The 18825-nt window shown below is 72.2% G+C and carries 23 protein-coding genes and 2 pseudogenes; 10 read left to right on the top strand and 15 right to left on the bottom strand.

Features of this window, described 5'->3' with window-relative positions:
- Nucleotides 1–86: 86 nt before the first annotated feature.
- The 3 genes from UO65_RS24715 to UO65_RS24705 form a co-directional block, all read right to left on the bottom strand.
- Complete coding sequence (locus tag UO65_RS24715) at nt 87–380, bottom strand: protease inhibitor I42 family protein (RefSeq protein WP_035286815.1); 294 nt, start codon at nt 378–380, stop codon at nt 87–89.
- Nucleotides 381–455: 75 nt separating this feature from the next.
- Complete coding sequence (locus UO65_RS36140; protein WP_052021733.1) at nt 456–737, bottom strand: hypothetical protein; 282 nt, start codon at nt 735–737, stop codon at nt 456–458.
- Between the two features lie 159 nt (nt 738–896).
- Nucleotides 897–1124, bottom strand: a complete 228-nt coding sequence (locus UO65_RS24705) for a PspC domain-containing protein (protein ID WP_035286814.1) — start codon at nt 1122–1124, stop codon at nt 897–899.
- A 114-nt stretch (nt 1125–1238) separates the two neighbouring features.
- On the opposite strand from UO65_RS24705, the gene UO65_RS24700 reads away from it, so the two are divergent.
- Together UO65_RS24700 and UO65_RS24695 are read left to right on the top strand one after the other, a co-directional pair.
- A complete protein-coding gene (locus tag UO65_RS24700) occupies nt 1239–1592 on the top strand; it encodes an ArsR/SmtB family transcription factor (RefSeq protein WP_035286812.1) in 354 nt (117 codons plus the stop codon).
- Nucleotides 1576–2061 carry an SRPBCC family protein gene (locus UO65_RS24695; RefSeq protein ID WP_035286809.1) on the top strand — a complete coding sequence of 162 codons (486 nt, stop codon included), beginning with the start codon at nt 1576–1578 and terminating at the stop codon, nt 2059–2061. Before UO65_RS24700 ends, UO65_RS24695 begins: the two co-directional genes overlap by 17 nt.
- Before the next feature lie 34 nt (nt 2062–2095).
- Here the strand turns inward: UO65_RS24695 and UO65_RS24690 are convergent, their stop codons facing one another.
- The 7 genes from UO65_RS24690 to UO65_RS24660 form a co-directional block, all read right to left on the bottom strand.
- A complete protein-coding gene (locus UO65_RS24690; RefSeq protein WP_084176235.1) occupies nt 2096–4297 on the bottom strand; it encodes a HelD family protein in 2202 nt (733 codons plus the stop codon).
- A gap of 195 nt (nt 4298–4492) precedes the next feature.
- A complete protein-coding gene (locus UO65_RS24685; protein ID WP_035286805.1) occupies nt 4493–4681 on the bottom strand; it encodes a hypothetical protein in 189 nt (62 codons plus the stop codon).
- An 11-nt stretch (nt 4682–4692) separates the two neighbouring features.
- Entirely contained in the window at nt 4693–5292 is a 600-nt protein-coding gene (locus UO65_RS24680) for a hypothetical protein (protein WP_152552247.1), read from the bottom strand.
- 148 nt (nt 5293–5440) lie between these two features.
- The gene (locus tag UO65_RS24675) at nt 5441–5629 is read right to left on the bottom strand and encodes a hypothetical protein (protein ID WP_035286801.1); all 189 of its coding nucleotides are present in this window, start codon (nt 5627–5629) and stop codon (nt 5441–5443) included.
- 259 nt (nt 5630–5888) lie between these two features.
- Complete coding sequence (gene groL, locus UO65_RS24670; protein WP_035286799.1) at nt 5889–7511, bottom strand: chaperonin GroEL; 1623 nt, start codon at nt 7509–7511, stop codon at nt 5889–5891.
- Between the two features lie 197 nt (nt 7512–7708).
- Entirely contained in the window at nt 7709–8968 is a 1260-nt protein-coding gene (locus UO65_RS24665) for a serine/threonine-protein kinase (protein ID WP_035286797.1), read from the bottom strand.
- 146 nt (nt 8969–9114) lie between these two features.
- Nucleotides 9115–9744 (bottom strand): AIM24 family protein, encoded by a 630-nt coding sequence (locus tag UO65_RS24660; RefSeq protein WP_035286795.1) that lies wholly within the window; start codon nt 9742–9744, stop codon nt 9115–9117.
- 88 nt (nt 9745–9832) lie between these two features.
- Here UO65_RS24660 and moeA point away from each other — a divergent pair, with 88 nt between their 5' ends.
- The 7 genes from moeA to UO65_RS24630 all read left to right on the top strand — a co-directional run bounded on the left by moeA (nt 9833) and on the right by UO65_RS24630 (nt 16482).
- Nucleotides 9833–11029 carry a molybdopterin molybdotransferase MoeA gene (moeA, locus tag UO65_RS24655; RefSeq protein WP_035286793.1) on the top strand — a complete coding sequence of 399 codons (1197 nt, stop codon included), beginning with the start codon at nt 9833–9835 and terminating at the stop codon, nt 11027–11029.
- Between the two features lie 16 nt (nt 11030–11045).
- A complete protein-coding gene (locus UO65_RS24650; RefSeq protein ID WP_035286792.1) occupies nt 11046–11327 on the top strand; it encodes a GlsB/YeaQ/YmgE family stress response membrane protein in 282 nt (93 codons plus the stop codon).
- A 277-nt stretch (nt 11328–11604) separates the two neighbouring features.
- Entirely contained in the window at nt 11605–12189 is a 585-nt protein-coding gene (locus UO65_RS24645) for a DUF433 domain-containing protein (protein WP_233427826.1), read from the top strand.
- Complete coding sequence (locus tag UO65_RS36975) at nt 12186–12323, top strand: hypothetical protein (protein WP_161784512.1); 138 nt, start codon at nt 12186–12188, stop codon at nt 12321–12323. The genes UO65_RS24645 and UO65_RS36975 overlap by 4 nt, the downstream gene beginning before the upstream one ends.
- Before the next feature lie 80 nt (nt 12324–12403).
- Nucleotides 12404–13105, top strand: coding sequence for a phosphatidylserine decarboxylase (locus UO65_RS24640; protein WP_035286789.1), 702 nt, complete (start codon nt 12404–12406; stop codon nt 13103–13105).
- Nucleotides 13102–14109 (top strand): CDP-diacylglycerol--serine O-phosphatidyltransferase, encoded by a 1008-nt coding sequence (gene pssA / locus UO65_RS24635; RefSeq protein WP_152552246.1) that lies wholly within the window; start codon nt 13102–13104, stop codon nt 14107–14109. The genes UO65_RS24640 and pssA overlap by 4 nt, the downstream gene beginning before the upstream one ends.
- 144 nt (nt 14110–14253) lie before the next feature.
- Nucleotides 14254–16482: an AAA family ATPase gene (locus UO65_RS24630; RefSeq protein WP_035286787.1), complete on the top strand. Its 2229-nt coding sequence runs from the start codon at nt 14254–14256 to the stop codon at nt 16480–16482.
- 55 nt (nt 16483–16537) lie between these two features.
- On the opposite strand, the gene UO65_RS37555 is transcribed toward UO65_RS24630, so the two are convergent.
- The 5 genes and pseudogenes from UO65_RS37555 to UO65_RS24615 all read right to left on the bottom strand — a co-directional run bounded on the left by UO65_RS37555 (nt 16538) and on the right by UO65_RS24615 (nt 18030).
- Nucleotides 16538–16633, bottom strand: coding sequence for a hypothetical protein (locus UO65_RS37555; RefSeq protein ID WP_233427827.1), 96 nt, complete (start codon nt 16631–16633; stop codon nt 16538–16540).
- A gap of 64 nt (nt 16634–16697) precedes the next feature.
- Nucleotides 16698–16796, bottom strand: a pseudogene (locus UO65_RS39115) (thiolase family protein); the annotation flags it as partial.
- Between the two features lie 20 nt (nt 16797–16816).
- Nucleotides 16817–16966, bottom strand: a pseudogene (locus UO65_RS39110) (steroid 3-ketoacyl-CoA thiolase); the annotation flags it as partial.
- Nucleotides 16967–17053: 87 nt separating this feature from the next.
- Nucleotides 17054–17722 carry a LytR C-terminal domain-containing protein gene (locus tag UO65_RS24620; RefSeq protein WP_035286783.1) on the bottom strand — a complete coding sequence of 223 codons (669 nt, stop codon included), beginning with the start codon at nt 17720–17722 and terminating at the stop codon, nt 17054–17056.
- Entirely contained in the window at nt 17719–18030 is a 312-nt protein-coding gene (locus UO65_RS24615) for a DUF3263 domain-containing protein (RefSeq protein WP_035286782.1), read from the bottom strand. The genes UO65_RS24620 and UO65_RS24615 overlap by 4 nt, the downstream gene beginning before the upstream one ends.
- Before the next feature lie 113 nt (nt 18031–18143).
- Between UO65_RS24615 and UO65_RS24610 the strand changes: the two genes are divergently transcribed.
- Entirely contained in the window at nt 18144–18725 is a 582-nt protein-coding gene (locus tag UO65_RS24610; RefSeq protein ID WP_035286780.1) for a peptide deformylase, read from the top strand.
- The last annotated feature ends 100 nt before the right edge of the window (nt 18726–18825 follow it).

Raw genomic sequence — 18825 nt, 5'->3', positions numbered from 1 at the left:
GGGTGTGCCTGCCAGCATCCTATTGCAGTTGGCGCAGCACGGGGCGGTGCCCGGACCGCCGAACCGGCTGTCCCCCCTGAGTGTCCCTAGGACGCGTCCAGAACGAAAGTGAAGGCCTGCCGGGCCTGCTCCTCCCACGGCCGGGCCAGCTCCGCCCGCAGCTCGTGCCGACCGCACGCGGTGACGTCGAAGGTCAGGGTGCGACCCCCGCCCGTACCCGGTACGTCCGCGACCATCCGCAGCGCCTCGGGCAGCAGCCACCGCCACCGGTAACCGGTGGTCGTCGTCGGGGACTCCGGCAACCGGAGTTCGACGGTGTCCCCGCTGCGCAGCCCGGTCAGCCCGGCGGCGTCCGCCACCGACAGCCTCACCAACGCCATCACCCGCTCCTCCACCCGGCGGAAGGTGGCGGAACGGCTCCCCTGCGCCCGTTCCGCCACCGCCGGCCCCCATGCTCACACCAGGATCTGTTCGATACGGCCCACCGCGTCCTCGCGGTAGTCCACCGCACGGCCGCCGTGCACGGCCTCCACCGCCAACGCGGTCAGGCGGGTGTGCCCCACCCCCGGGGCCAACCGCTTCCAGCCGACCCCCTCCACCCACATCCAGACCCCGGTCGACGCGTCGTGCGACCAGAGCCGCGCGACAGTGCGCCCCCGCACCCACCGACCGGGCCCGGCAGCCGCCACGTCCCGCACCCGCACCGTCAAATCGGGCGTCGAGGTGGTGACGCACATGGCTTCCTCCCCCGGGTGGTCGGTTATTCCGGACACCTGTAAGAGTCCGACGCGCCACCGGGGATACGTCCACGTTTCGGCGAATTTGCGCCTTGGCAGCGTTGCGCCACCCCACCCGGCCGGGCGCCACAGCGACCAGACCGGCACCCTGAGCACGGCCTAGTAGGCAGGCGCGTCCTCCTCCGGCATCAGGACCCAGCAGGCCACGTAGATCAGCGCGCCCGCGCCGAACCCGAGCAGGGTGGCGGCCACCAGCCCGATGCGCACCAGCGCGGCGTCGATGCCGACCGCCTTGGCGATGCCGCCGCAGACGCCCGAGAGCATCCTGTCGGTGCGGCTGCGGCGCAGCTTGCGGACCTTGGTCTCGGTCTCTCCGAAGTTCGTCATGCCTCCACTTTGGCTGCTCAGCGCCGGTCCGGCATCGGGGATCGACCCGGAATCCCGACTCGGGGACAACCCCGGGATTGACTCATACCCATATGGGTATGTAATGTTCTCGGCATGGCGAGGGCAGCGACCACGACGGACGCGTTCAACGCGGTGGCCGAGCCCCGGCGCAGGCAGATCCTGGACCTGCTGGTGGCCGGGGAGCGGTCGGTGACCGACCTCGTCGAAGCGCTCGGGGTGGTGCAGCCGCTGGTGTCCAAGCACCTGCGGGTGCTCCGCGAAGTGGGCCTGGTCGAGGTCCGCGAGGAAGGGCGGCAACGGCTCTACCGCCTCAACGGCGAACCGCTCAAACCGATCCACGACTGGGTCAGGCAGTACGAACGCACGTGGTCGAGCCGCTTCGACGCGCTCGACGACGTCCTCGAAGAACTCAAGCAGGAGGAAGAAGACAATGGCACTGGCCACTAAGGGCACCGCGGTCGTGACGCTCCCCAGCGACACCCAGATCCTCATCACCCGCGAGTTCGACGCCCCCAAGCACCTCGTCTACAAGGCCTGGACGACCCCCGAGCTGATCGAGCGCTGGTGGGCGGGCGACATGGGCGAGGTCAAGTCCATCGAGGTCGACCTGCGCGTGGGCGGCACCTGGCGCTACGTCATGGTGGCCGACGGCGACTTCGAGGTCGGCTTCCACGGCGAGTACCGCGAGATCACCGAGAACGAGCGCATCGTCGCCACCGAGGTCTACGAGGGCGCCCCCGACGGCGAGGCGGTCAACACGCTGACGCTGACCGAGCGGGACGGCCGCACCACGCTGAGCGTCCTGGTGCAGCACAGCTGCAAGGAGCACCGGGACACCCACGTGAACTCGGGCATGGAGGTCGGCATGCAGACCTCCATGAACCACCTCGACGAGGTCGCCCTCTCCCTGCTCTGACCCCGGGCGCCGACACCGTCGGCAGCGCCCGGGATCACCGCTCCGCGATGGCGGACAGGGCCTCCGGCACGGGCTCGGTGTGCACGACCCCGAGCCGCTGGGTCGCCCGGGTCAGCGCCACGTACAGGTCGTTGCGGCCGCGCGGCGACTCGGCAACGACCCGCGCGGGTTCCACCAGCAGCACCCCGTCGAACTCCAGGCCCTTGGACTGGCGGACGGTCAGCACCGCCACCTGGCTCTCCAGCTCCGGGTGCTCGCCGATCGCCGCGTCGGGCAGTCGGGCGGCGACGGCCTTGCCCACCTGGTCCACCAGGGACTCCGGCACCAGGACGGCCAGGGTGCCCGGGTGCGCGGACCCCTCGGCGGCCAGCGCGGCGACCGTCCCGGCCAGGTCGGTCGTCCGCACGCGCCACGGGTCCGCACCGGTCTCCCGGACCGAGGACGGCGGGGTCAGCGAGGTCCCCAGTTCCGCCAGGACGGACGCGGCCACCGCCATGACCTCCGCCGGGGTGCGGTAGTTGACCGTCAGCTCGGTCTGGCGCCAGCGGTCCTCGACGTAGGGGCCCAGGACGTCCGACCACGCCGTGGCCCCCGCCAGGTCACCGGTCTGCGCCACGTCCCCGACCAGGGTCATGGACCGGGAGGGGCAGCGGCGCATGAGGACGCGCCAGGCCATGGCGGACAGCTCCTGGGCCTCGTCCACGATGACGTGGCCGAAGGTCCAGTCCCGGTCGGCGGCGGCGCGCTCGGCGGCGGTGCGGTGGTCCTCCTCGTCGTTGCGCTCGGCGAGGCGGCTCGCGTCGATCAGGTCGTAGGCGGTGAGGATGTCGGGGTCGGCCTCGTCCTCCAACTGCAGGATGTCGAGGACGCCCTGGGCGTAGTCCTGCTCGTCGCGCCTGCGCTGCTCGGCCCTGGCCCGCTCCAGGCGGTCGTCGACGCCCAGCAGTTCGGCCGCCTCGTCCAGGAGGGGGGCGTCGGCGGCGGTCCAGCCGAGGCGGGGGGAGCGCAGCAGCAGCGCCCGCTCGTCCTCGCGCAGGTCCGGGAACGCCACCGCCAGGCGGTCGGGGCAGGCGTAGAGGTCCGACAGCAGGGTCTGCGGGGTCAGCAGCGGCCACAGCTCCTCGATGGCCGCCCGCACCTCGTCGTCGGCGGCCAGTTCGCGGCGGATGTCGGCCAGGTCGCCCTCCTCCAGGAAGTCCGCGCCCAGGCGCTCGGCCTCCTGCCGGGTCAGGGCGGCCACGACGGCCTCGGCGAACAGCGGGCGGGCGGCGTTGTGCGGCTTGCGCGAGCGCCGCGCCCGCTCCTGCGCGGCCAGCACGGTCGGCCCATCCAGGGTCAACTCCTCGCGCTCCACCACGAGCGTCATCGGCTCGTCCGGCACCACCTGCCGGTCGCGGACCGCGCGGCGCAACGCCTCCACCGCGTCCAGGCGCCCCTTGATCTCCGCCGCCCGCGCGGGCTCGGGCCGCACACCCCGCTCACCCGGATACAGCTCCCCCACCGTCTGCAACAGCACACCGGTCTCCCCGAGGGAGGGCAGCACCTGCCCGATGTACTTGAGGAACGTCGCGTTCGGCCCGATCACCAGCACACCGCGCCGCGACAACTGCTCGCGGTGGGTGTAGAGCAGGAAGGCGGCGCGGTGCAGCGCCACGGCGGTCTTGCCGGTGCCGGGGCCGCCCTGGACCACCAGGACGCCGTTGAGGGCGGAGCGGATGATCTCGTCCTGCTCGGCCTGGATGGTCTCGACGATGTCCGACATGCGGCCGGTGCGGGAGGCGTTCAGCGCGGAGAGGAGCGCGGCCTCCCCGGTGACACCCTCGTGCGCGTCCCGCCCGGCGGTGAGGTCGAGCACCTCGTCGTCGACGGCGGTGACCCGGCGCCGGGAGGTGCGGATGTGCCTGCGCCTGCGCACCCCGTCCGGGGAGGCGGCGGTGGCCAGGTAGAAGGGCCTGCTGGCGGGGGCGCGCCAGTCCATCAGCAGGGGTTCGTGGTCGCCGGACTCGTCGAACAGCCCCAGCCTGCCGATGTAGCCGCGCCCGCCGTCGGCGAAGTCGAGCCTGCCGAAGCACAACCCGTTCTCCACCGCCCCGTACTGCGCCAACGCCGCGCTGTGGTGCGCGGTCTCGGCATCCCGGTGGGTCATGGCGGTGGGACTGCTGCTGGTCTCCCGCAACGTCCGGGCCAACCGCGCACCACTGTCCGCACGCAACCCGTCGAGCCGCGCGTACAACATCGAGACGTATTCCTGCTCGACGCCGATCTCGGTTGACAATCGCCCTCCACGTGGCGTAAAATCGTTTACACGACGCCAGCAACGGCGTCTTTTTTTGTGCGCAATGACCTCCCAATGTAACGCAGAACCGGTGTCGGGGAAACGGCGAGGGGAGCGCACACACCGCAGTGGACGCACTCCCCCGGTCCGAGTGGCTCAGGCGGCGAGCCGCAGGTCCTCCCTCGGGAACGAGGTCACGTAGGGCTCGTCGATGTCCGGCATCTCCAGGCTCACGGTGACCATCGGGCGCAGCCCGGGTGAGGACACCCGGAGCACCACGCCCTCGACCTCCCTGAGCCCGAACGGCGCCACGATCCGGTCGCCGACCCTGATGTCCTCAGCCATGTCGATTCCTCTCACCACTGCACCAACTCCGGCAGCAGAGTCCGCAGGTACGTGCTGCACACAGTGTCCATCGCCTCAGCGAGCTCGTCCAGCGAGAACCGCCATTCCAGCGCTGTCGCCAGCGATAGCGAATGACCGTCCCGCCGCAGCAGGTTGAGCTTCGCCTCGACGTCGTGCGCGATCCCGTTGCGCGCTTGGTTGAGCAGGTTCACAGTTGAGATCCAACCTCTCACCTGATGGGGGAAATGGGTCCCCAACTCCACCCACACCTCCAGACCACACCGCAAGAAGTCGATGGCGATGTTGTCCTTCGTGGCATTACCCGAATCCAGGCGGCGACCGCGCAGCACGTTGTGGGACCTGAACACGTTCTCAAGCCCCCGGTCGGCGATACCGGCGGCCGCGAAGACCACCTCGACGCAGGCGTCGAGCAGGTCGCGGCAGAAGCCTTGGAATTCCGCCGCCAGGCGGAGGAGCACGGCGTGCGAGAGCTCGTCCGCTCCCCACTCGTCCATCGCCTCGGCGTCGAGCATCCGGTGATGCGCGGCCACGAGGCGGTCGAGCCTTCGGGAGCGTTCCTCTCTCCAGACCGTCAATGCGTTCGATTTCACCGGGCAAACATACGTTCGGTCGCATTTCCACGAATGGGCGACCCTTTATTTCAAACAATGAAACAGGCATTTCAAACCAGGAAACAAGGGCAAACGATAAGGGGAGCGCATCACACCGCAGTGGACACGCTCCCCCGGTCGAGCCAGCTCAGGCGGCGAGCCGCACGACCTCCGTCGGGAATGAGGTCACGAAGGGCTCGTCCAGTTCCGCGAGGTCCAACTGCACGGTGACCATGGGGCGGACCCCAGGTGAGGAGACCCCAAGGACCACGCCCTCGACCTCGTCCACCCCCAGCGGTGCCACGACCCGGTCGCCCACCCTGATGTTCTCGGTCATACCGACTCCCTCCACCACGGCGTCACCTCCGGCAGCAAGAACCGCAGGTGCGCGTCGCACAGTGTCCATCCCGACGGTGAGCGGGTCCAGCGAAGAACGCCACCGCAGCGTTGTCGACAGCGACAGGGAAGGGCCCCCCTGCCGCAGTTGGTCGAGCTTGACGTCCACGCGATACGAGAATTTCAGCCTGAGGAACAAAAGGCCCGGGCCGCGGATCGCGGCCCGGGCCTTCCGGGAAAAGCGGTGGAACAGGCGTGGATCAGAAGTCCATGCCACCGGTCGGGTCGCCCGCGGGGGCGGCACCGGCCTTCTCCGGCTTGTCGGCGACGACGGCCTCGGTGGTGAGGAACAGCGCGGCGATGGACGCGGCGTTCTGCAGGGCCGAGCGGGTCACCTTGGTCGGGTCCGGCACGCCCGCGGCGAGCAGGTCCTCGTACTCGCCGGTGGCGGCGTTGAGGCCGTGGCCCTGGGGCAGGCCCTTGACCTTCTCCACCACGACGCCACCCTCGAGACCGGCGTTGACCGCGATCTGCTTGAGCGGGGCCTCGACGGCGACCTTGACGATGTTGGCACCGGTGGCCTCGTCGCCGGTCAGCTTCAGGCCCGCGAAGGCGGCCTCGGCGGCCTGGAGCAGCGCGACGCCACCACCGGCGACGATGCCCTCCTCGACGGCGGCCTTGGCGTTGCGCACCGCGTCCTCGATGCGGTGCTTGCGCTCCTTGAGCTCGACCTCGGTGGCGGCACCGGCCTTGATGACCGCGACACCACCGGCGAGCTTGGCCAGGCGCTCCTGGAGCTTCTCGCGGTCGTAGTCGGAGTCCGACTTCTCGATCTCGGCGCGGATCTGGTTGACGCGGCCCTGGATCTGCTCGGCGTCACCCGAACCCTCGACGACGGTGGTCTCGTCCTTGGTGACGACGACCTTGCGGGCCTTGCCCAGCAGCTCGATGCCCGCGTTGTCCAGCTTGAGGCCCACGTCCTCGGAGATGACCTGGCCGCCGGTCAGGATCGCGATGTCCTGCAGGATCGCCTTGCGGCGGTCGCCGAAGCCGGGCGCCTTGACCGCGACGGACTTGAAGGTGCCGCGGATCTTGTTGACGACCAGGGTGGCCAGGGCCTCGCCCTCGACGTCCTCGGAGATGATCAGCAGCGGCTTGCCGGACTGCATGACCTTCTCCAGCAGCGGGAGCAGGTCCTTGACCGAGGAGATCTTGGAGCCGAACAGCAGGATGTAGGGGTCCTCGAGGACCGCTTCCTGGCGCTCGGGGTCGGTCACGAAGTAACCGGAGATGTAGCCCTTGTCGAAGCGCATGCCCTCGGTGAGCTCGAGCTCCATGCCGAGGGCGTTGCTCTCCTCGACGGTGATGACGCCTTCCTTGCCGACCTTGTCGAGCGCCTCGGCGATGAGCTCGCCGATGGTGGAGTCGCCCGCGGAGATGGACGCCGTGGCGGCGATCTGCTCCTTGGTCTCGACCTCCTTGGCCTGCTTGTGCAGCTGCTCGATCACGGCCTCGACGGCCTGCTCGATGCCGCGCTTGAGCGACAGCGGGTCGGCGCCCGCGGCGACGTTGCGGAGGCCCTCGCGGACGAGCGCCTGCGCCAGCACGGTGGCGGTGGTGGTGCCGTCACCGGCGACGTCGTCGGTCTTCTTGGCGACCTCCTTGACCAGCTCGGCCCCGATCTTCTCCCAGGGGTCCTCGAGCTCGATCTCCTTGGCGATCGACACACCATCGTTGGTGATGGTGGGCGCGCCCCACTTCTTCTCGAGCACGACGTTGCGGCCACGCGGGCCCAGCGTCACCTTCACGGCGTCGGCGAGGATGTTCAGTCCGCGCTCGAGGCCGCGACGCGCTTCCTCGTCGAACGCGATCAACTTGGCCATTGCGGTGTGGTCCTCCGGCTTGATTGGAAACACCTACGGCCAGGCGGTGCCCGCGACGGACGACCGGCATCCTGCCGGCCTCACCTGTCCCGACCTCTGTCGCTGGCACTCGGGGACCCCGAGTGCCAATACGTGTTTAGCACTCGACGGGGTCGAGTGCAAGAAAAGCAGGTCGGAACAGCCGGTGACGTCCCCGATCAGGGCGCCGGGACGATGGAGATCGACGGCGGCAGCGTCCGGCGGGTGCTCGACGGCGCGGTCGTCGACCCGCCGCCGGTGTCCTCCGGGCCCACCTGGATCGACGGGGCGGTCGGCTCCGGCGTGCCGTCACCGCCGCCGGAGTCACCGGTCAGGAAGACGACGGCCAGCACGATCGCGGCGATCGCCACCGCGCCCACCAGCACCGGCGCGATCCACCGGTTGCCCGACTTCTCCGCGCCGAAGGCCGTGCTGCCCGCGGGCACCGGCGGGCGCAGCCGCACCGGCTCGGCCTGCGAGGGCAGCGACCGGGGCCCGCCCGGCTGGTACTGCTGGGGCCGCTGCTGCTGCGGCGGGCGCTGCTGCCCGGGGGGCTGGCCGGGACCCATCATCGTGCCCTGCGGACCGCGCGGCGGCGGCCTGCGCGGCACGTTGGTCAGCGCGGCGCGCGCGGCGGCGACCAGCTCGCGGCAGGTGGCGTAGCGCTGGGTCGGCGACTTCGCCATGCCGCGCCGGATCACGTCGTCGATCGCGGGCGGGAGCTGCACGTGCTCGGTGACCGCCGGTGGCTCCCGGTTCAGGTGGCCCTGGATGACCTCGGGCACCTGCCCCTGGAACGGCGGGCGGCCCGACAGGCAGGCGAACAGCACGCAGGCCAGCGAGTACTGGTCGGTGCGGCCGTCGACCGGTTCGCCGCGCAGGTGCTCGGGGGCGGCGTAGGTCGGCGAACCGAGGAAGTCGCCGCCTCGGGTGCGGTGGCCGGTGGCCCCGCGCCGGGTCAGGCCGAAGTCGGCGAGGTAGATGTGCTCACCGGCCGACTCGCGCGTGGTGACCAGCACGTTCGCCGGTTTCACGTCGAGGTGCACCAGGCCGCGCTCGTGCAGGTTGTCCAGCGCCTCGGCGACCTGGCCGAGCAGGCTCAGCGCCCGCTGCGGGGCCATCGGCCCCTCCTTGACCAGGCCGGCCATGTCCGAGCCGTCCACCAGCCGCATGGCGATGTAGAGCAGCCCGTCGACCTCGCCGAAGTCGTAGAGCGGGACGACGTTCGCGTGGTCGATGGCGGAGGTGTTGCGGGCCTCGTCGACGAAGCGCTCGCGGAACTCCGGGTCCTCGGTGAGGTGCTCGGCGATGACCTTGAGCGCCACCCGGCGCCCGAGTCGGACGTCGGTGGCCCGGTACATGACGCTCATCCCGCCCTTACCCAGCACCCCGTCGATGCGGTAATGGCCTAGGCGACGCCCGGTGAGGTCCTCCGACACGCTGGCGAGCCTAACGTCCGCGCCGCGCGTTCCGCGCCCGGTCGCCGCAACCGGCGCGTTTCACCCGTGTGGGGGTGGCTTCCGGCCTGGGACTTCGGTGTGCCTGTGGTTTCAAGCGCTGGGATCTGTCGTGGGTGGTCTGGGGACTAGCGGCCCAGCCAGGCCGCCATGGCGCGGGGGGTGCGGGTTTGGGTGAGGAGCGTTCCCGGGCCCGCGAAGTCGAGGATCAGGCCCTCGCCGGTGCGGACCGACTGCGGGCCGGACTGGGAGGCGGCGCGCAGTCGGGCCTGCGTCTCGTCGCTGTAGGCCAGCAGGTGGGCGGGGTCGACGGTGATGAACTCGCCCGCCGCCAGGGTGACCGTGTCCAGGGCGCCGCAGCAGGCCAGGACGAGGGAGCCGGTGCCGGTGGCGTGTTCGAGGAAGCCGTGCTCGGCGCCGAAGAGGGAGTGGAACCCGGGCCACTGGGCGTCCGCGCGCAGGGTTGCCGTGACCGCCAACCAGCTTCCCCGGGAGACGCACCAGCCCGCGGTGCCGTCGAGGTCGATGGTGTGGACGTCGCCGGGGAAGGCGGGGGCGATGTCGACCCAGCCGCCCTCGGTGCCCGCGGTGAACACGGCGGGCACCGACCGGCCGCGGCCCGCGCGGCCCTTGGGCTCGACGTGCACGCCGTAGCTGGTCGCCAACATCGCCGAGGACTCCGCCTGCACCGCCTCACCCGGGGCCAGCAGCAGACGGGCGACCCCGAACGCGGGGGTGTGCCGGGTGCGGACCTGCACGCGCGTCCCCTTCCTCCCGCCCCGGCAGGCTCGTCCGGCCGGGACAGGGTGGGAGTGTGGCACGGCGGCGGCAGGGCAGGATGGGGCCGTGGCGAAACGGACCTACAGCGTGCGGGAGTACCAGGCCGAGGTGGCGGCGCTGCTGCCCGCGCTGCCGGTGGCGGTGACGCCGCTCGCCGGTTGCCGGGGGCTGGTGCTGGCCGAGGATCTGGTGGCGGCGGTGTCGCTGCCGCCGTTCGACAACTCCGCGATGGACGGTTACGCGGTGCGCGCCGCCGACGTCGCGGGTGCCCCGGTGGCACTGCCGGTGGCCGACGACATCCCGGCCGGGCGCACCGCGGTGCGGCCGCTGGAGCCGGGCACGGCGCACCGGATCATGACCGGGGCGCCGCTGCCGCCGGGCGCGGACGCGGTGGTCCAGGTGGAACTGACCGACGGGGGGACCGAGGTCGTCACCGTCAACTCGGCCGTGCCCGTGGGCAGGCACCTGCGGATGGTCGGCGAGGACGTGGTGGCCGGGACGGTCGTGCTCAGCGCCGGGACCGTGTTGGGCCCACCGCAACTGGGTCTGGCCGCGGCGGTCGGCGCGGCGGCGCTGCCGGTGCGCCGCCGCCCCAGGGTGCTGGTGCTGTCCACCGGGTCGGAGTTGGTGGAACCGGGGCGGGAACTGGAGTTCGGGCAGATCCACGAGTCGAACAGCGTGCTGATCGCCGCGGGGGTCGAGGAGGTCGGCGGGGTCGCGGAGGTGCTGCGGTTCGTGCCGGACGACGTCGAGGAGTTCCGGTCGGTGGTGGCGGCGCGGGCGGGGACCGCGGACGTGCTGGTCACCTCGGGCGGGGTGAGCGCGGGGGCTTACGAGGTGGTCAAGGACGCCCTGACCGGGCGCGGGGTGGAGTTCGTGCGGGTGCTGGTGCAGCCGGGTGGGCCGCAGGGGTCCGGGCTGGTGGACGGGCTGCCGGTGGTGGCGTTCCCTGGCAACCCGGTGAGCGCGGCGCTGTCGTTCGAGCTGTTCCTGCGCCCGGCCCTGCTCGGCGCCCTGGGCCACCGGAGCGTCGACCGCCCCCGGGCCAGGGCGCGGGCGGCGGCGGCCATGACCTCGCCCGCCGGGCGCGTGCAGTACCGCCGGGGCAGGCACGACTCGGGGAGCGTGGAGGTCGTCCCGGTGGGTGGGCCCGGCTCGCACCTGCTGGCCTCGTTCGCCGCGTCCAACTGCCTGATCGAGATCCCCGAGGACGTCACGGAGGTGCCCGAGGGGGCCGAGGTGGACGTGGTCCTGCTCGACTGACCCGTACGCTGGCCGCATGGGCTTCTTCGCGTGGGTCGTGTTCGGCGCGATCGCGGGCTGGGCGGCCAACCTGGTGGTCGGTGGCCGCGACCGGCGGCGGCAGGGCTGCCTGGTCAGCGTGCTGGTGGGGGTCGTGGGCGCCGCCCTCGGCGGCCTCCTGCACCGGCTGCTCACCGGCCGCGAGATGACCTTCGAGTTCGACTTCCCCAGCCTCGGCGTCGCCGCCCTGGGCGCGGTCGTGCTGCTGGCGGTCCTGCGCGCGGTCCAGGGCCGCCCGACCCGACGTGGTCGCAGGTAGACAATTTCCCACCATGCAGGACCGTTCGTGCTCCATTGCCCGATCGGGCGACCGCCACGTAGACTTCCGACTGCTCCAGAACGGGGCATCCGGTCGGCGCCTGCGTCGTCGGGGGACGCAGGCGTCGCTCGGGTGTCCCGTTCCTGTCTCGTTCGCGTGAACGAGCGTTCTTCCGGCTCTGAGCTGCCAACTCCCGTCCGCCACTGCCACACTGCGGACAAGGTGCGCGAGCAGGGGAGGCGGTGCGGGAATGGCATTTCCCACGGATCTGACAGCGGTGCTGACAGGCACCTCCCGTGACCGGCTCCGCCACTGGCACTCGACCGGCCTGTTCTCACCGGAGATCGCCACCGAGCCCCGCCTGCTCTACTCCTTCCGCGACGTCGTCGCGCTGCGCACAGTGGTGCGGCTGCGGGCGAGCACGTCACTGCAGAACATCCGCCGGGCCTTCGAGAACATGTCCGCGCTCGATCTCACCGAACACCCGTCCAGATACCGCTTCGGCACCGATGGGAAGACGATCGGACTGATCGACGAGGCGGGCAACGCGGTGGACCTCGTCGGGAAGCCGGGGCAGTACGAGGTGCTCAGCCTCGCCGAGATATTCGGGGCGTTCGAGAACCGCCGTGGCGAGCAAGTGGTCGACTTCCTGCGACCGCGCAGCCACCTGGAGGTCCGAGCGGGCAGGCTGGGCGGCTGGCCGACCATCGCCGACACCCGCATCGGCTACGACACGGTCGCGTCCCTGGTTTCCGGTGGCGATGTGTCGCTGGAGCGCGTGGCGTACTTCTACCCGGGCGTGTCAGCGGCCGCGGCCCGGGACGCCGTCGACTTCGACCGACTGGTCCGCGACTCGGCATGAGGTTCTTCATCGACCACAACCTCAGCCCGAGACTGATCCCCGACGTCGCCGCACTCCACCACGACCACACGTTCTCGTGCGCCGAGGACGAGGACCTGGCAGCCTTGGACGACATCCGGCTGCGGCTCGTCTGACCAGCGCCACGCCGGTGAGCGACCCGGTTCGCGTACCGTGTGCCGCAAATCCGGTCGAGACGCGAGGAAACAGCCAACCGATGAGCGCCGCCCCGCAGTCCACGCTCAAGCACCTCGTCGAGCTGACGAGGAGCATCATCCCGCCGGTGCACCCGGGGGGGCGCCCGTTCGTCCTGGCCGGACTCGGCGCCACGCTGTTGGTGCGGCGGTTCTCCAAGCGGGTGGGGGTCGGTGGCGGGATTCTGACCGCGTGGCTGGCCTGGTTCTTCCGCGAGCCGCGGCGGGTGACGCCGCAGCGGCCGGGGATCGCGACCGCGCCCGCCGACGGGACCGTGTCGCACGTGGTGGAGGCCGTGCCGCCCGTCGAGTTGGGGTTGGGTGGGGAGCCGATGCTGCGGGTCAGCGCCTTCCTGTCCGTGTTCGACGTGCACGTGCAGCGGGTTCCCGCGCCGGGGCGGGTCGTGAAGGCCGTGCACCAGGCCGGGCAGTTCCTCTCCGCCGACCTGGACGCGGCCAGTGAGGTCAACGAGCGCAACAGCGTCCACCTGCGCACCCGCGACGGGCACGACCTGGCCGTGGTGCAGATCGCCGGGCTGGTGGCGCGGCGCATCTTCTGCGACGTGTCCGACGGGGACGAGGTCGAGGCCGGTGCGACCTACGGGTTGATCCGCTTCGGGTCGCGGGTGGACCTGTACGTGCCGCTCGGCAGCCGGGTGCTGGTGGAGCCGGGGCAGCGGACCATCGGCGGCGAGACCGTCCTGGCCGAGCTGCCGGGAGCCTGACCGTGGCGACCGCGCCGGGCGTGCGGCTGCTGCCGAACGCGATCACCGTCCTGGCCATGTGCGCGGGCCTGTCGGCGGTGCAGTTCACCCTCAAGGGCCAGCTCGCGGCGGCCATCGCGGCCATCGCGGTGGCGGCGGTGCTCGACAGCCTCGACGGGCGTATCGCCCGGATGCTGGACGCGACCAGCAAGATGGGCGCCGAGCTGGACTCGCTCGCCGACGCCATCTCCTTCGGCGTGGCGCCCGCGCTGGTGCTCTACACCTGGCGCTTCGGCGGGGACCGGGTCGGCTGGGTGGTGTCGCTGATCTTCGCCGTGTGCATCGTGCTGCGGTTGGCGCGGTTCAACACCCTGCTCGACGACACCGACCAACCGGTGTACGCCAAGGAGTTCTTCGTCGGCGTGCCCGCGCCCGCGGGTGGCCTGCTGGCGCTGCTGCCGATGATCCTGACCATCGAGTACGGCGACAACGGCCACTGGTGGCAGTCGCAGCCGGTGGTCATGGTGTGGACCATCCTGATGGCCGCCCTGCTGATCAGCCGCATCCCGACGCTGTCGGTGAAGACCGTGCGGGTGCCCGCGCGGGCGGTGGCGCCGCTGCTGGTCGGGGTGGGCCTGCTGGCCGCCGTGGTGATCACCTACCCGATGGTCGCGCTGGCGGTCCTGCTGGGCCTCTACCTCGCGCACATCCCGTACGCGGTGCGGCGCAAGCGCTGGCTGGCCGACCACCCGGAGGCGTGGGACGTGCCCGCCAAGGAGCGCCGGGCGATCCGCCGGGCGCACGGCGGCGGCTACCGGCGCAGGCTGGGGCTGCGGCCACCGCTGCGCCGGGTCGCCGGGGCGGCGCGGCGCGCGGTGCGCAGGCCGCTGCGCGCGGGCGAGGGCGAACCGCTGCCGATGATGCTGCCGCCGGAGCCCCGGCCCGGGCTGCGCGGGCGCACCTGGCGGCGCACCGGGCTGCGGCGCCAGTCGCGGCCGGGCCCCGGGGAGCCCGAGGACCGCTGAACCGCCGGACCACAGGGCCACTGGGTTCCTGGACTGCTGAGTTGCTGAACCACTGAAGTACTGGGTTGTGGAGCCACCGGGTTCCGGGGCGCTGGGGGCTGAGTCGCCGCGTCCCGGAGCCGGGGGCGTGGAAGACTCGCGGGCGTGGGCTCGCAGATCACGCTGACCGTCCGGCTCTCCCCCTCGGCACTCGACACCCGGCGCGGGGTGGTGCGGTTGCACCCGGAGGTGCTCGACGCGCTCGGCCTGCGCCAGTGGGACGCGGTGCGGCTGACCGGGGCGCGGGTCAGCGCCGCGCTGGCCGCCGCCGGGGACGGCACCGGTCCGACCGGGGTGGTGCTGCTCGACGACGTGACCATGTCGAACCTCGGCGTCACCGAGGGGTCCGAGGTGGTCGTGGCCCCGGTGGAGGTGGCGCGGGCGACGTCGGTCACCGTGTCCGGCTCCCGGCTGGCGAGCACCTCGCTGACCCCGGAGACGCTGCGGCTGGCCTTGGTCGGCAAGGTCTTCACCGTCGGCGACGCGGTGTCGCTGCTGCCGCAGGACCTGGCGCCGGGCACCGACGCGGGCGAGGTGCGCGGCAGGCTGTCCCGGGCGATCGGCGCCACCTGGACCAACGAGCTGCTGACCGTCACCGCGGTCGAGCCCGCCGGCGTGGTCACCGTGCACCCGTCCACCGTGGTCGGTTGGCGCGACGGCGCGCGGACCGGGGAGCGGGCGGCCGTGCCGGTCGGCGGGGCGCCGGTGGCGGTGGCCGAGTCCGCGCCCGCGGTGGCGTTCACCCCGGCCGAGCAGCAGGCCCCGGAGCCGCTGCCGCTGGCCGACCTGGTCGGTTCGCGGGCGGCCGCGCGCACCCTCGCCGAGTGGTTCGAACTGGCATTCACCCGCCCCGACCTGCTCGAACGCCTGGGCGCCGACGTGCGGCTGGGGGTGCTGGTCACCGGGCCGGAGGGGGTCGGCAAGGCGAGCCTGGTGCGGGCGGTCGCGCACGCGGCGGACGCGGCGGTGGTCGAGCTGGTCGGCCCGACCGTGGCGGTGCTGGAGGCGAACGCGGCGGCGGCGCGGGTGACCGCGGCCGTCGAGGCGCTGCGCGCGCACTCCGACGCGGGGCGCGCGGCGGTGCTGCTGGTCGACGACCTGGACGTGCTGCTCCCGGCGACCACTCCCCCGCCGCTGGCCACCGTCGTCCTGGACATCCTGCGCGCGGCGGTCGACCTGCCCAAGACCGCCCTGGTCGCCACCTCGGCGCACCCGGAGGCGGTCGACGCCAGGGCGCGCGGGGTGCACCTGATCGACCGCGAGCTGGCGATCCCGCTGCCGGACGCGAAGACCAGGGTGGAGCTGCTGCGGGTGCTGCTGCGCGACCTGCCGGTGGAGTCCGGTGTGGACTTCGGGGTGCTGGCCGAGCGCACCCCCGGCTTCGTCGCCGCCGACCTGGTGGCGCTGCGCCGGGAGGCCGCCATCCGGGCCGCCCTGCGGGACAAGGACGCGCCCAGCATCACCGCCGACGACATCGTGGGCGCCCTGGACACCGTCCGCCCGTCGTCGCTGTCGTCGTCGCTGCGCACCGGCGACCTGAGCCTGGACGACGTCGGGGACATGGTGGAGACCAAGCAGGCGCTGACGGAGACGGTGCTGTGGCCGCTGCGCTACCCGGACTCCTTCGCCCGCCTCGGGGTGGCCCCGCCGCGCGGTGTCCTGCTCTACGGCCCGCCCGGTGGCGGCAAGACGTTCCTGGTGCGGGCGCTGGCGGGCACGGGGCAGCTCAACGTGCTGTCGGTCAAGGGCGCGGAGCTGATGGACAAGTGGGTCGGCGAGTCTGAGCGCGCCGTGCGCGACCTGTTCCGCCGGGCCGCCGAGGCCGCCCCGGCGGTGATCTTCCTGGACGAGATCGACGCCCTGGCCCCCCGCCGCGGCCAGTCCTCCGACTCCGGGGTCTCCGACCGCATCGTCGCCGCCCTGCTGACCGAGTTGGACGGTGTGGAACCCCTGCGCGACGTGGTCGTCATCGGCGCCACCAACCGCCCGGAACTCGTCGACCCGGCCCTGCTGCGCCCGGGCAGGCTGGAACGTCTCATCTACGTCCCACCGCCGGACGCCGAGGCCCGCGCCGCGATCCTCAAGGCGACCGCGCGCAACACCCCGCTCGCCGAGGACGTCGACCTCGACGCGTACGCGGCGGACCTGGAGGGGTACTCGGCGGCGGACTGCGCGGCGCTGATCCGGGAGGCGGCGCTGACGGCGATGCGGGAGTCCCTGGAGGCCACGGTGGTCACCGCGGAGCACCTGCGCGCGGCGAGCGCGGCGGTCCGACCGTCGTTGGACCCGGTGCAGTTGGCCGCGTTGGAGGCCTACGCCGCCCAGCGGTCCTGACCGGGTCCACTGTGGATCGGTCCGGGTGCGCCCGGGGCGCACCCGGACAACCGGGCTACAGGCGTTCGACGATGGTGGCGTTGGCCGTGCCGCCCGCCTCGCACATGGTCTGCAGGCCGTAGCGGCCACCGCGCTGGTCGAGGACGCCCAGCAGGGTGGTGGTCAGTCTCGTCGGTGTCGAACTGGGTGGCGGTGCCGTCGGCGTACGCCACCCTGAGCGGGGCCACCTCGGCGGCGAAGCGGCCCTCGCGCCACGCGGCGGCGGCGTTGTGGTGGTTGACGAGGGCGAACTCGTCGAGCCGGGCTCGGGACAGCTCCCACCTGCGGGCGATCAGCTGTTGCCGCGCTGCCGGTCGACGGTCACCCCGGGCACCGACTCGGGGAACCCGGCGGCCAAGGCGGCGTACCGGGTGGTGTTGCCGCTCTGCTCGCCGACCTGCCCGACCGCGCCGCCGATCACGTCGTCGACCCCGGCCGGGTCCAGACCCCCGACCCCACTGCGTGCCGCGCAGAGGGTGGAGGTCGACGAAAGGCGGACCGATCAGTCCGTGATCTCGGCCACTGCCGGGACCTACTTGTCCCTGGCCTCGTGGTAGTCCTGGGTGACGATGAGGATCAAGCCGGGCGAGGCGTCCTTGATGCCGTCGAAGCGGGCCTCGGAGCGGATGCCGAAGTCCGCGGCCAACTCCTGGGCCGCCGCCTCCTGCCCGGAACCGGGCTGGAAGTAGACGGTGGTGACCGGGATCTTGCCGCCGGAGTAGTTGCCCGTCTCGGCGACCGTCCACCCGCGAGCGGACAGGTCGCGGCCCGCCTCCTCGGCGAGGCCCTTGACGAAGCTGTTGTTGTAGACGCGCACCGGCTGCGACCTGGTGCTCGGCCCGGCGCCGGGGACCGGTGCCCCCGGGGCGACGGGCGGGGCGGCCGGGACCGCGGTCGTCGTGGTGGCCGCAGGCGGCACCGTCGTGGTGGCGGGCGCGGTCGGCTCGGCCGGTGCCGACGACCCCGGGGTCGACGGCATCGACGTCGACAGCGAACCGGTGGTCGCGGGCGAACTCGTCAGGTCACCGCTCGGCGGGGCCGGTGCGGTGACCGACGACGAGGTGGGCGGCGCGGCGGAGGTGTCGCCGGTCCCGTTCACGATGGTGACCACGCCGATGACGGCGGTCACCGCGGCCACCCCCATGAGGGCGAGGCCGATCAGGCGACCGGGTCGCGCGGGTCCGGAAGGGTCGGTGGTCATCGCGGGTCCATCCCCAGCCTGCGCGCCGAACCGGCGCGCTTCCTGCTCGCTCGCAACCGGCGCAGCCTGGTGACCAACGCCGGTTCGGCCTCCACGGCCGCGTTCTTGTCGATCAGTTCGTTGAGCACCTGGTGGTAGCGGGTGCCGGACAGGCCGAACTCCTCGCGCACCGCCTGTTCCTTCGCGCCGGGCGACTTCCACCACCGCCGCTCGAAGGCGAGCATGGCGACTTCCCGCTCACTGAGGTCCCCCGGCGCGCCCGGCGCGGCGCGCCCGCCCGGCTCGGCGGGCAACTCGGCGGCGTCCATCAAGCTCCTCGCATCCCGGGTGCGGTCCTGCCCGCCCATTACACCACGTCACCACCCGCTGTGATCGACACCGCGTCGGCGCGTCCGGCGCCGATCCTGGCTAATCTGCCGCCATGACAGTGCGCCCCATCGTCATCGTCGGCGACCCGGTGTTGACCACCCCGACCACGCCGGTGACGGAGTACGACGACTCGCTGAAAACCCTGGTCGAGGACATGTTCGACACCATGGCCGCGGCCAACGGCGTGGGCCTGGCCGCCAACCAGATCGGCGTCGACCTGCGGGTGTTCGTCTACGACTGCCCCGACGACGAGGGCAACCGGTACCGCGGCGTGGTGGCCAACCCGGTGCTGGAGACCTCGGCCGTCCCGGACGGGATGCCGGACCCGGAGGACGACTTCGAGGGCTGCCTGTCGGTGCCCGGCGAGTCGTTCCCGACCGGGCGGGCCGCCTGGGCGAAGGTGACCGGCACCGATCTGGAGGGTGCCGCGATCGAGGTGGAGGGGACCGGGTTCTTCGCCCGCTGCCTGCAGCACGAGACGGACCACCTGGACGGGTTGCTGTACCTGAGCAGGTTGGTGGGGCGCAACGCCAGGGACGCCAAGCGGATGCTCAAGGCGAACCGGTGGAACTCGCCGGGCCACACCTGGGACCCAGCGGCCACTGGTGATCCTTTTGCTGAGGACGAGGACTAGAGCCCGGTCTTTCGCTGGGGTGCCTGGGCAGGACTTCTTGTTCAGCCGTGGCTGTGGTTCAAGGGCCCGGTCGTTTGTTGGGCGTGCCCGGGTGGGTGGA

The organism is Actinokineospora spheciospongiae (assembly GCF_000564855.1).
In the GTDB taxonomy this organism is placed as follows: domain Bacteria; phylum Actinomycetota; class Actinomycetes; order Mycobacteriales; family Pseudonocardiaceae; genus Actinokineospora; species Actinokineospora spheciospongiae.
Note: the sequence above shows the minus strand (reverse complement) of the source record. Positions and strands in the feature narration are given on the sequence as shown.

What these genes read in the sequence shown, in the direction of transcription:
- UO65_RS24675 (WP_035286801.1), bottom strand. Translation starts at nt 5,629, where the DNA reads ATGACCGAGAACATCAGGGTGGGCGACCGGGTCGTGGCACCGCTGGGG.
- UO65_RS24640 (WP_035286789.1), top strand. Translation starts at nt 12,404, where the DNA reads ATGAGCGCCGCCCCGCAGTCCACGCTCAAGCACCTCGTCGAGCTGACG.
- UO65_RS24715 (WP_035286815.1), bottom strand. Translation starts at nt 380, where the DNA reads ATGGCGTTGGTGAGGCTGTCGGTGGCGGACGCCGCCGGGCTGACCGGG.
- UO65_RS24620 (WP_035286783.1), bottom strand. Translation starts at nt 17,722, where the DNA reads ATGACCACCGACCCTTCCGGACCCGCGCGACCCGGTCGCCTGATCGGC.
- UO65_RS24650 (WP_035286792.1), top strand. Translation starts at nt 11,046, where the DNA reads ATGGGCTTCTTCGCGTGGGTCGTGTTCGGCGCGATCGCGGGCTGGGCG.
- UO65_RS36140 (WP_052021733.1), bottom strand. Translation starts at nt 737, where the DNA reads ATGTGCGTCACCACCTCGACGCCCGATTTGACGGTGCGGGTGCGGGAC.
- UO65_RS24690 (WP_084176235.1), bottom strand. Translation starts at nt 4,297, where the DNA reads ATGTTGTACGCGCGGCTCGACGGGTTGCGTGCGGACAGTGGTGCGCGG.
- UO65_RS24695 (WP_035286809.1), top strand. Translation starts at nt 1,576, where the DNA reads ATGGCACTGGCCACTAAGGGCACCGCGGTCGTGACGCTCCCCAGCGAC.
- UO65_RS24700 (WP_035286812.1), top strand. Translation starts at nt 1,239, where the DNA reads ATGGCGAGGGCAGCGACCACGACGGACGCGTTCAACGCGGTGGCCGAG.
- UO65_RS24615 (WP_035286782.1), bottom strand. Translation starts at nt 18,030, where the DNA reads ATGGACGCCGCCGAGTTGCCCGCCGAGCCGGGCGGGCGCGCCGCGCCG.
- UO65_RS36975 (WP_161784512.1), top strand. Translation starts at nt 12,186, where the DNA reads ATGAGGTTCTTCATCGACCACAACCTCAGCCCGAGACTGATCCCCGAC.
- UO65_RS24685 (WP_035286805.1), bottom strand. Translation starts at nt 4,681, where the DNA reads ATGGCTGAGGACATCAGGGTCGGCGACCGGATCGTGGCGCCGTTCGGG.
- groL (WP_035286799.1), bottom strand. Translation starts at nt 7,511, where the DNA reads ATGGCCAAGTTGATCGCGTTCGACGAGGAAGCGCGTCGCGGCCTCGAG.
- UO65_RS24610 (WP_035286780.1), top strand. Translation starts at nt 18,144, where the DNA reads ATGACAGTGCGCCCCATCGTCATCGTCGGCGACCCGGTGTTGACCACC.
- UO65_RS24705 (WP_035286814.1), bottom strand. Translation starts at nt 1,124, where the DNA reads ATGACGAACTTCGGAGAGACCGAGACCAAGGTCCGCAAGCTGCGCCGC.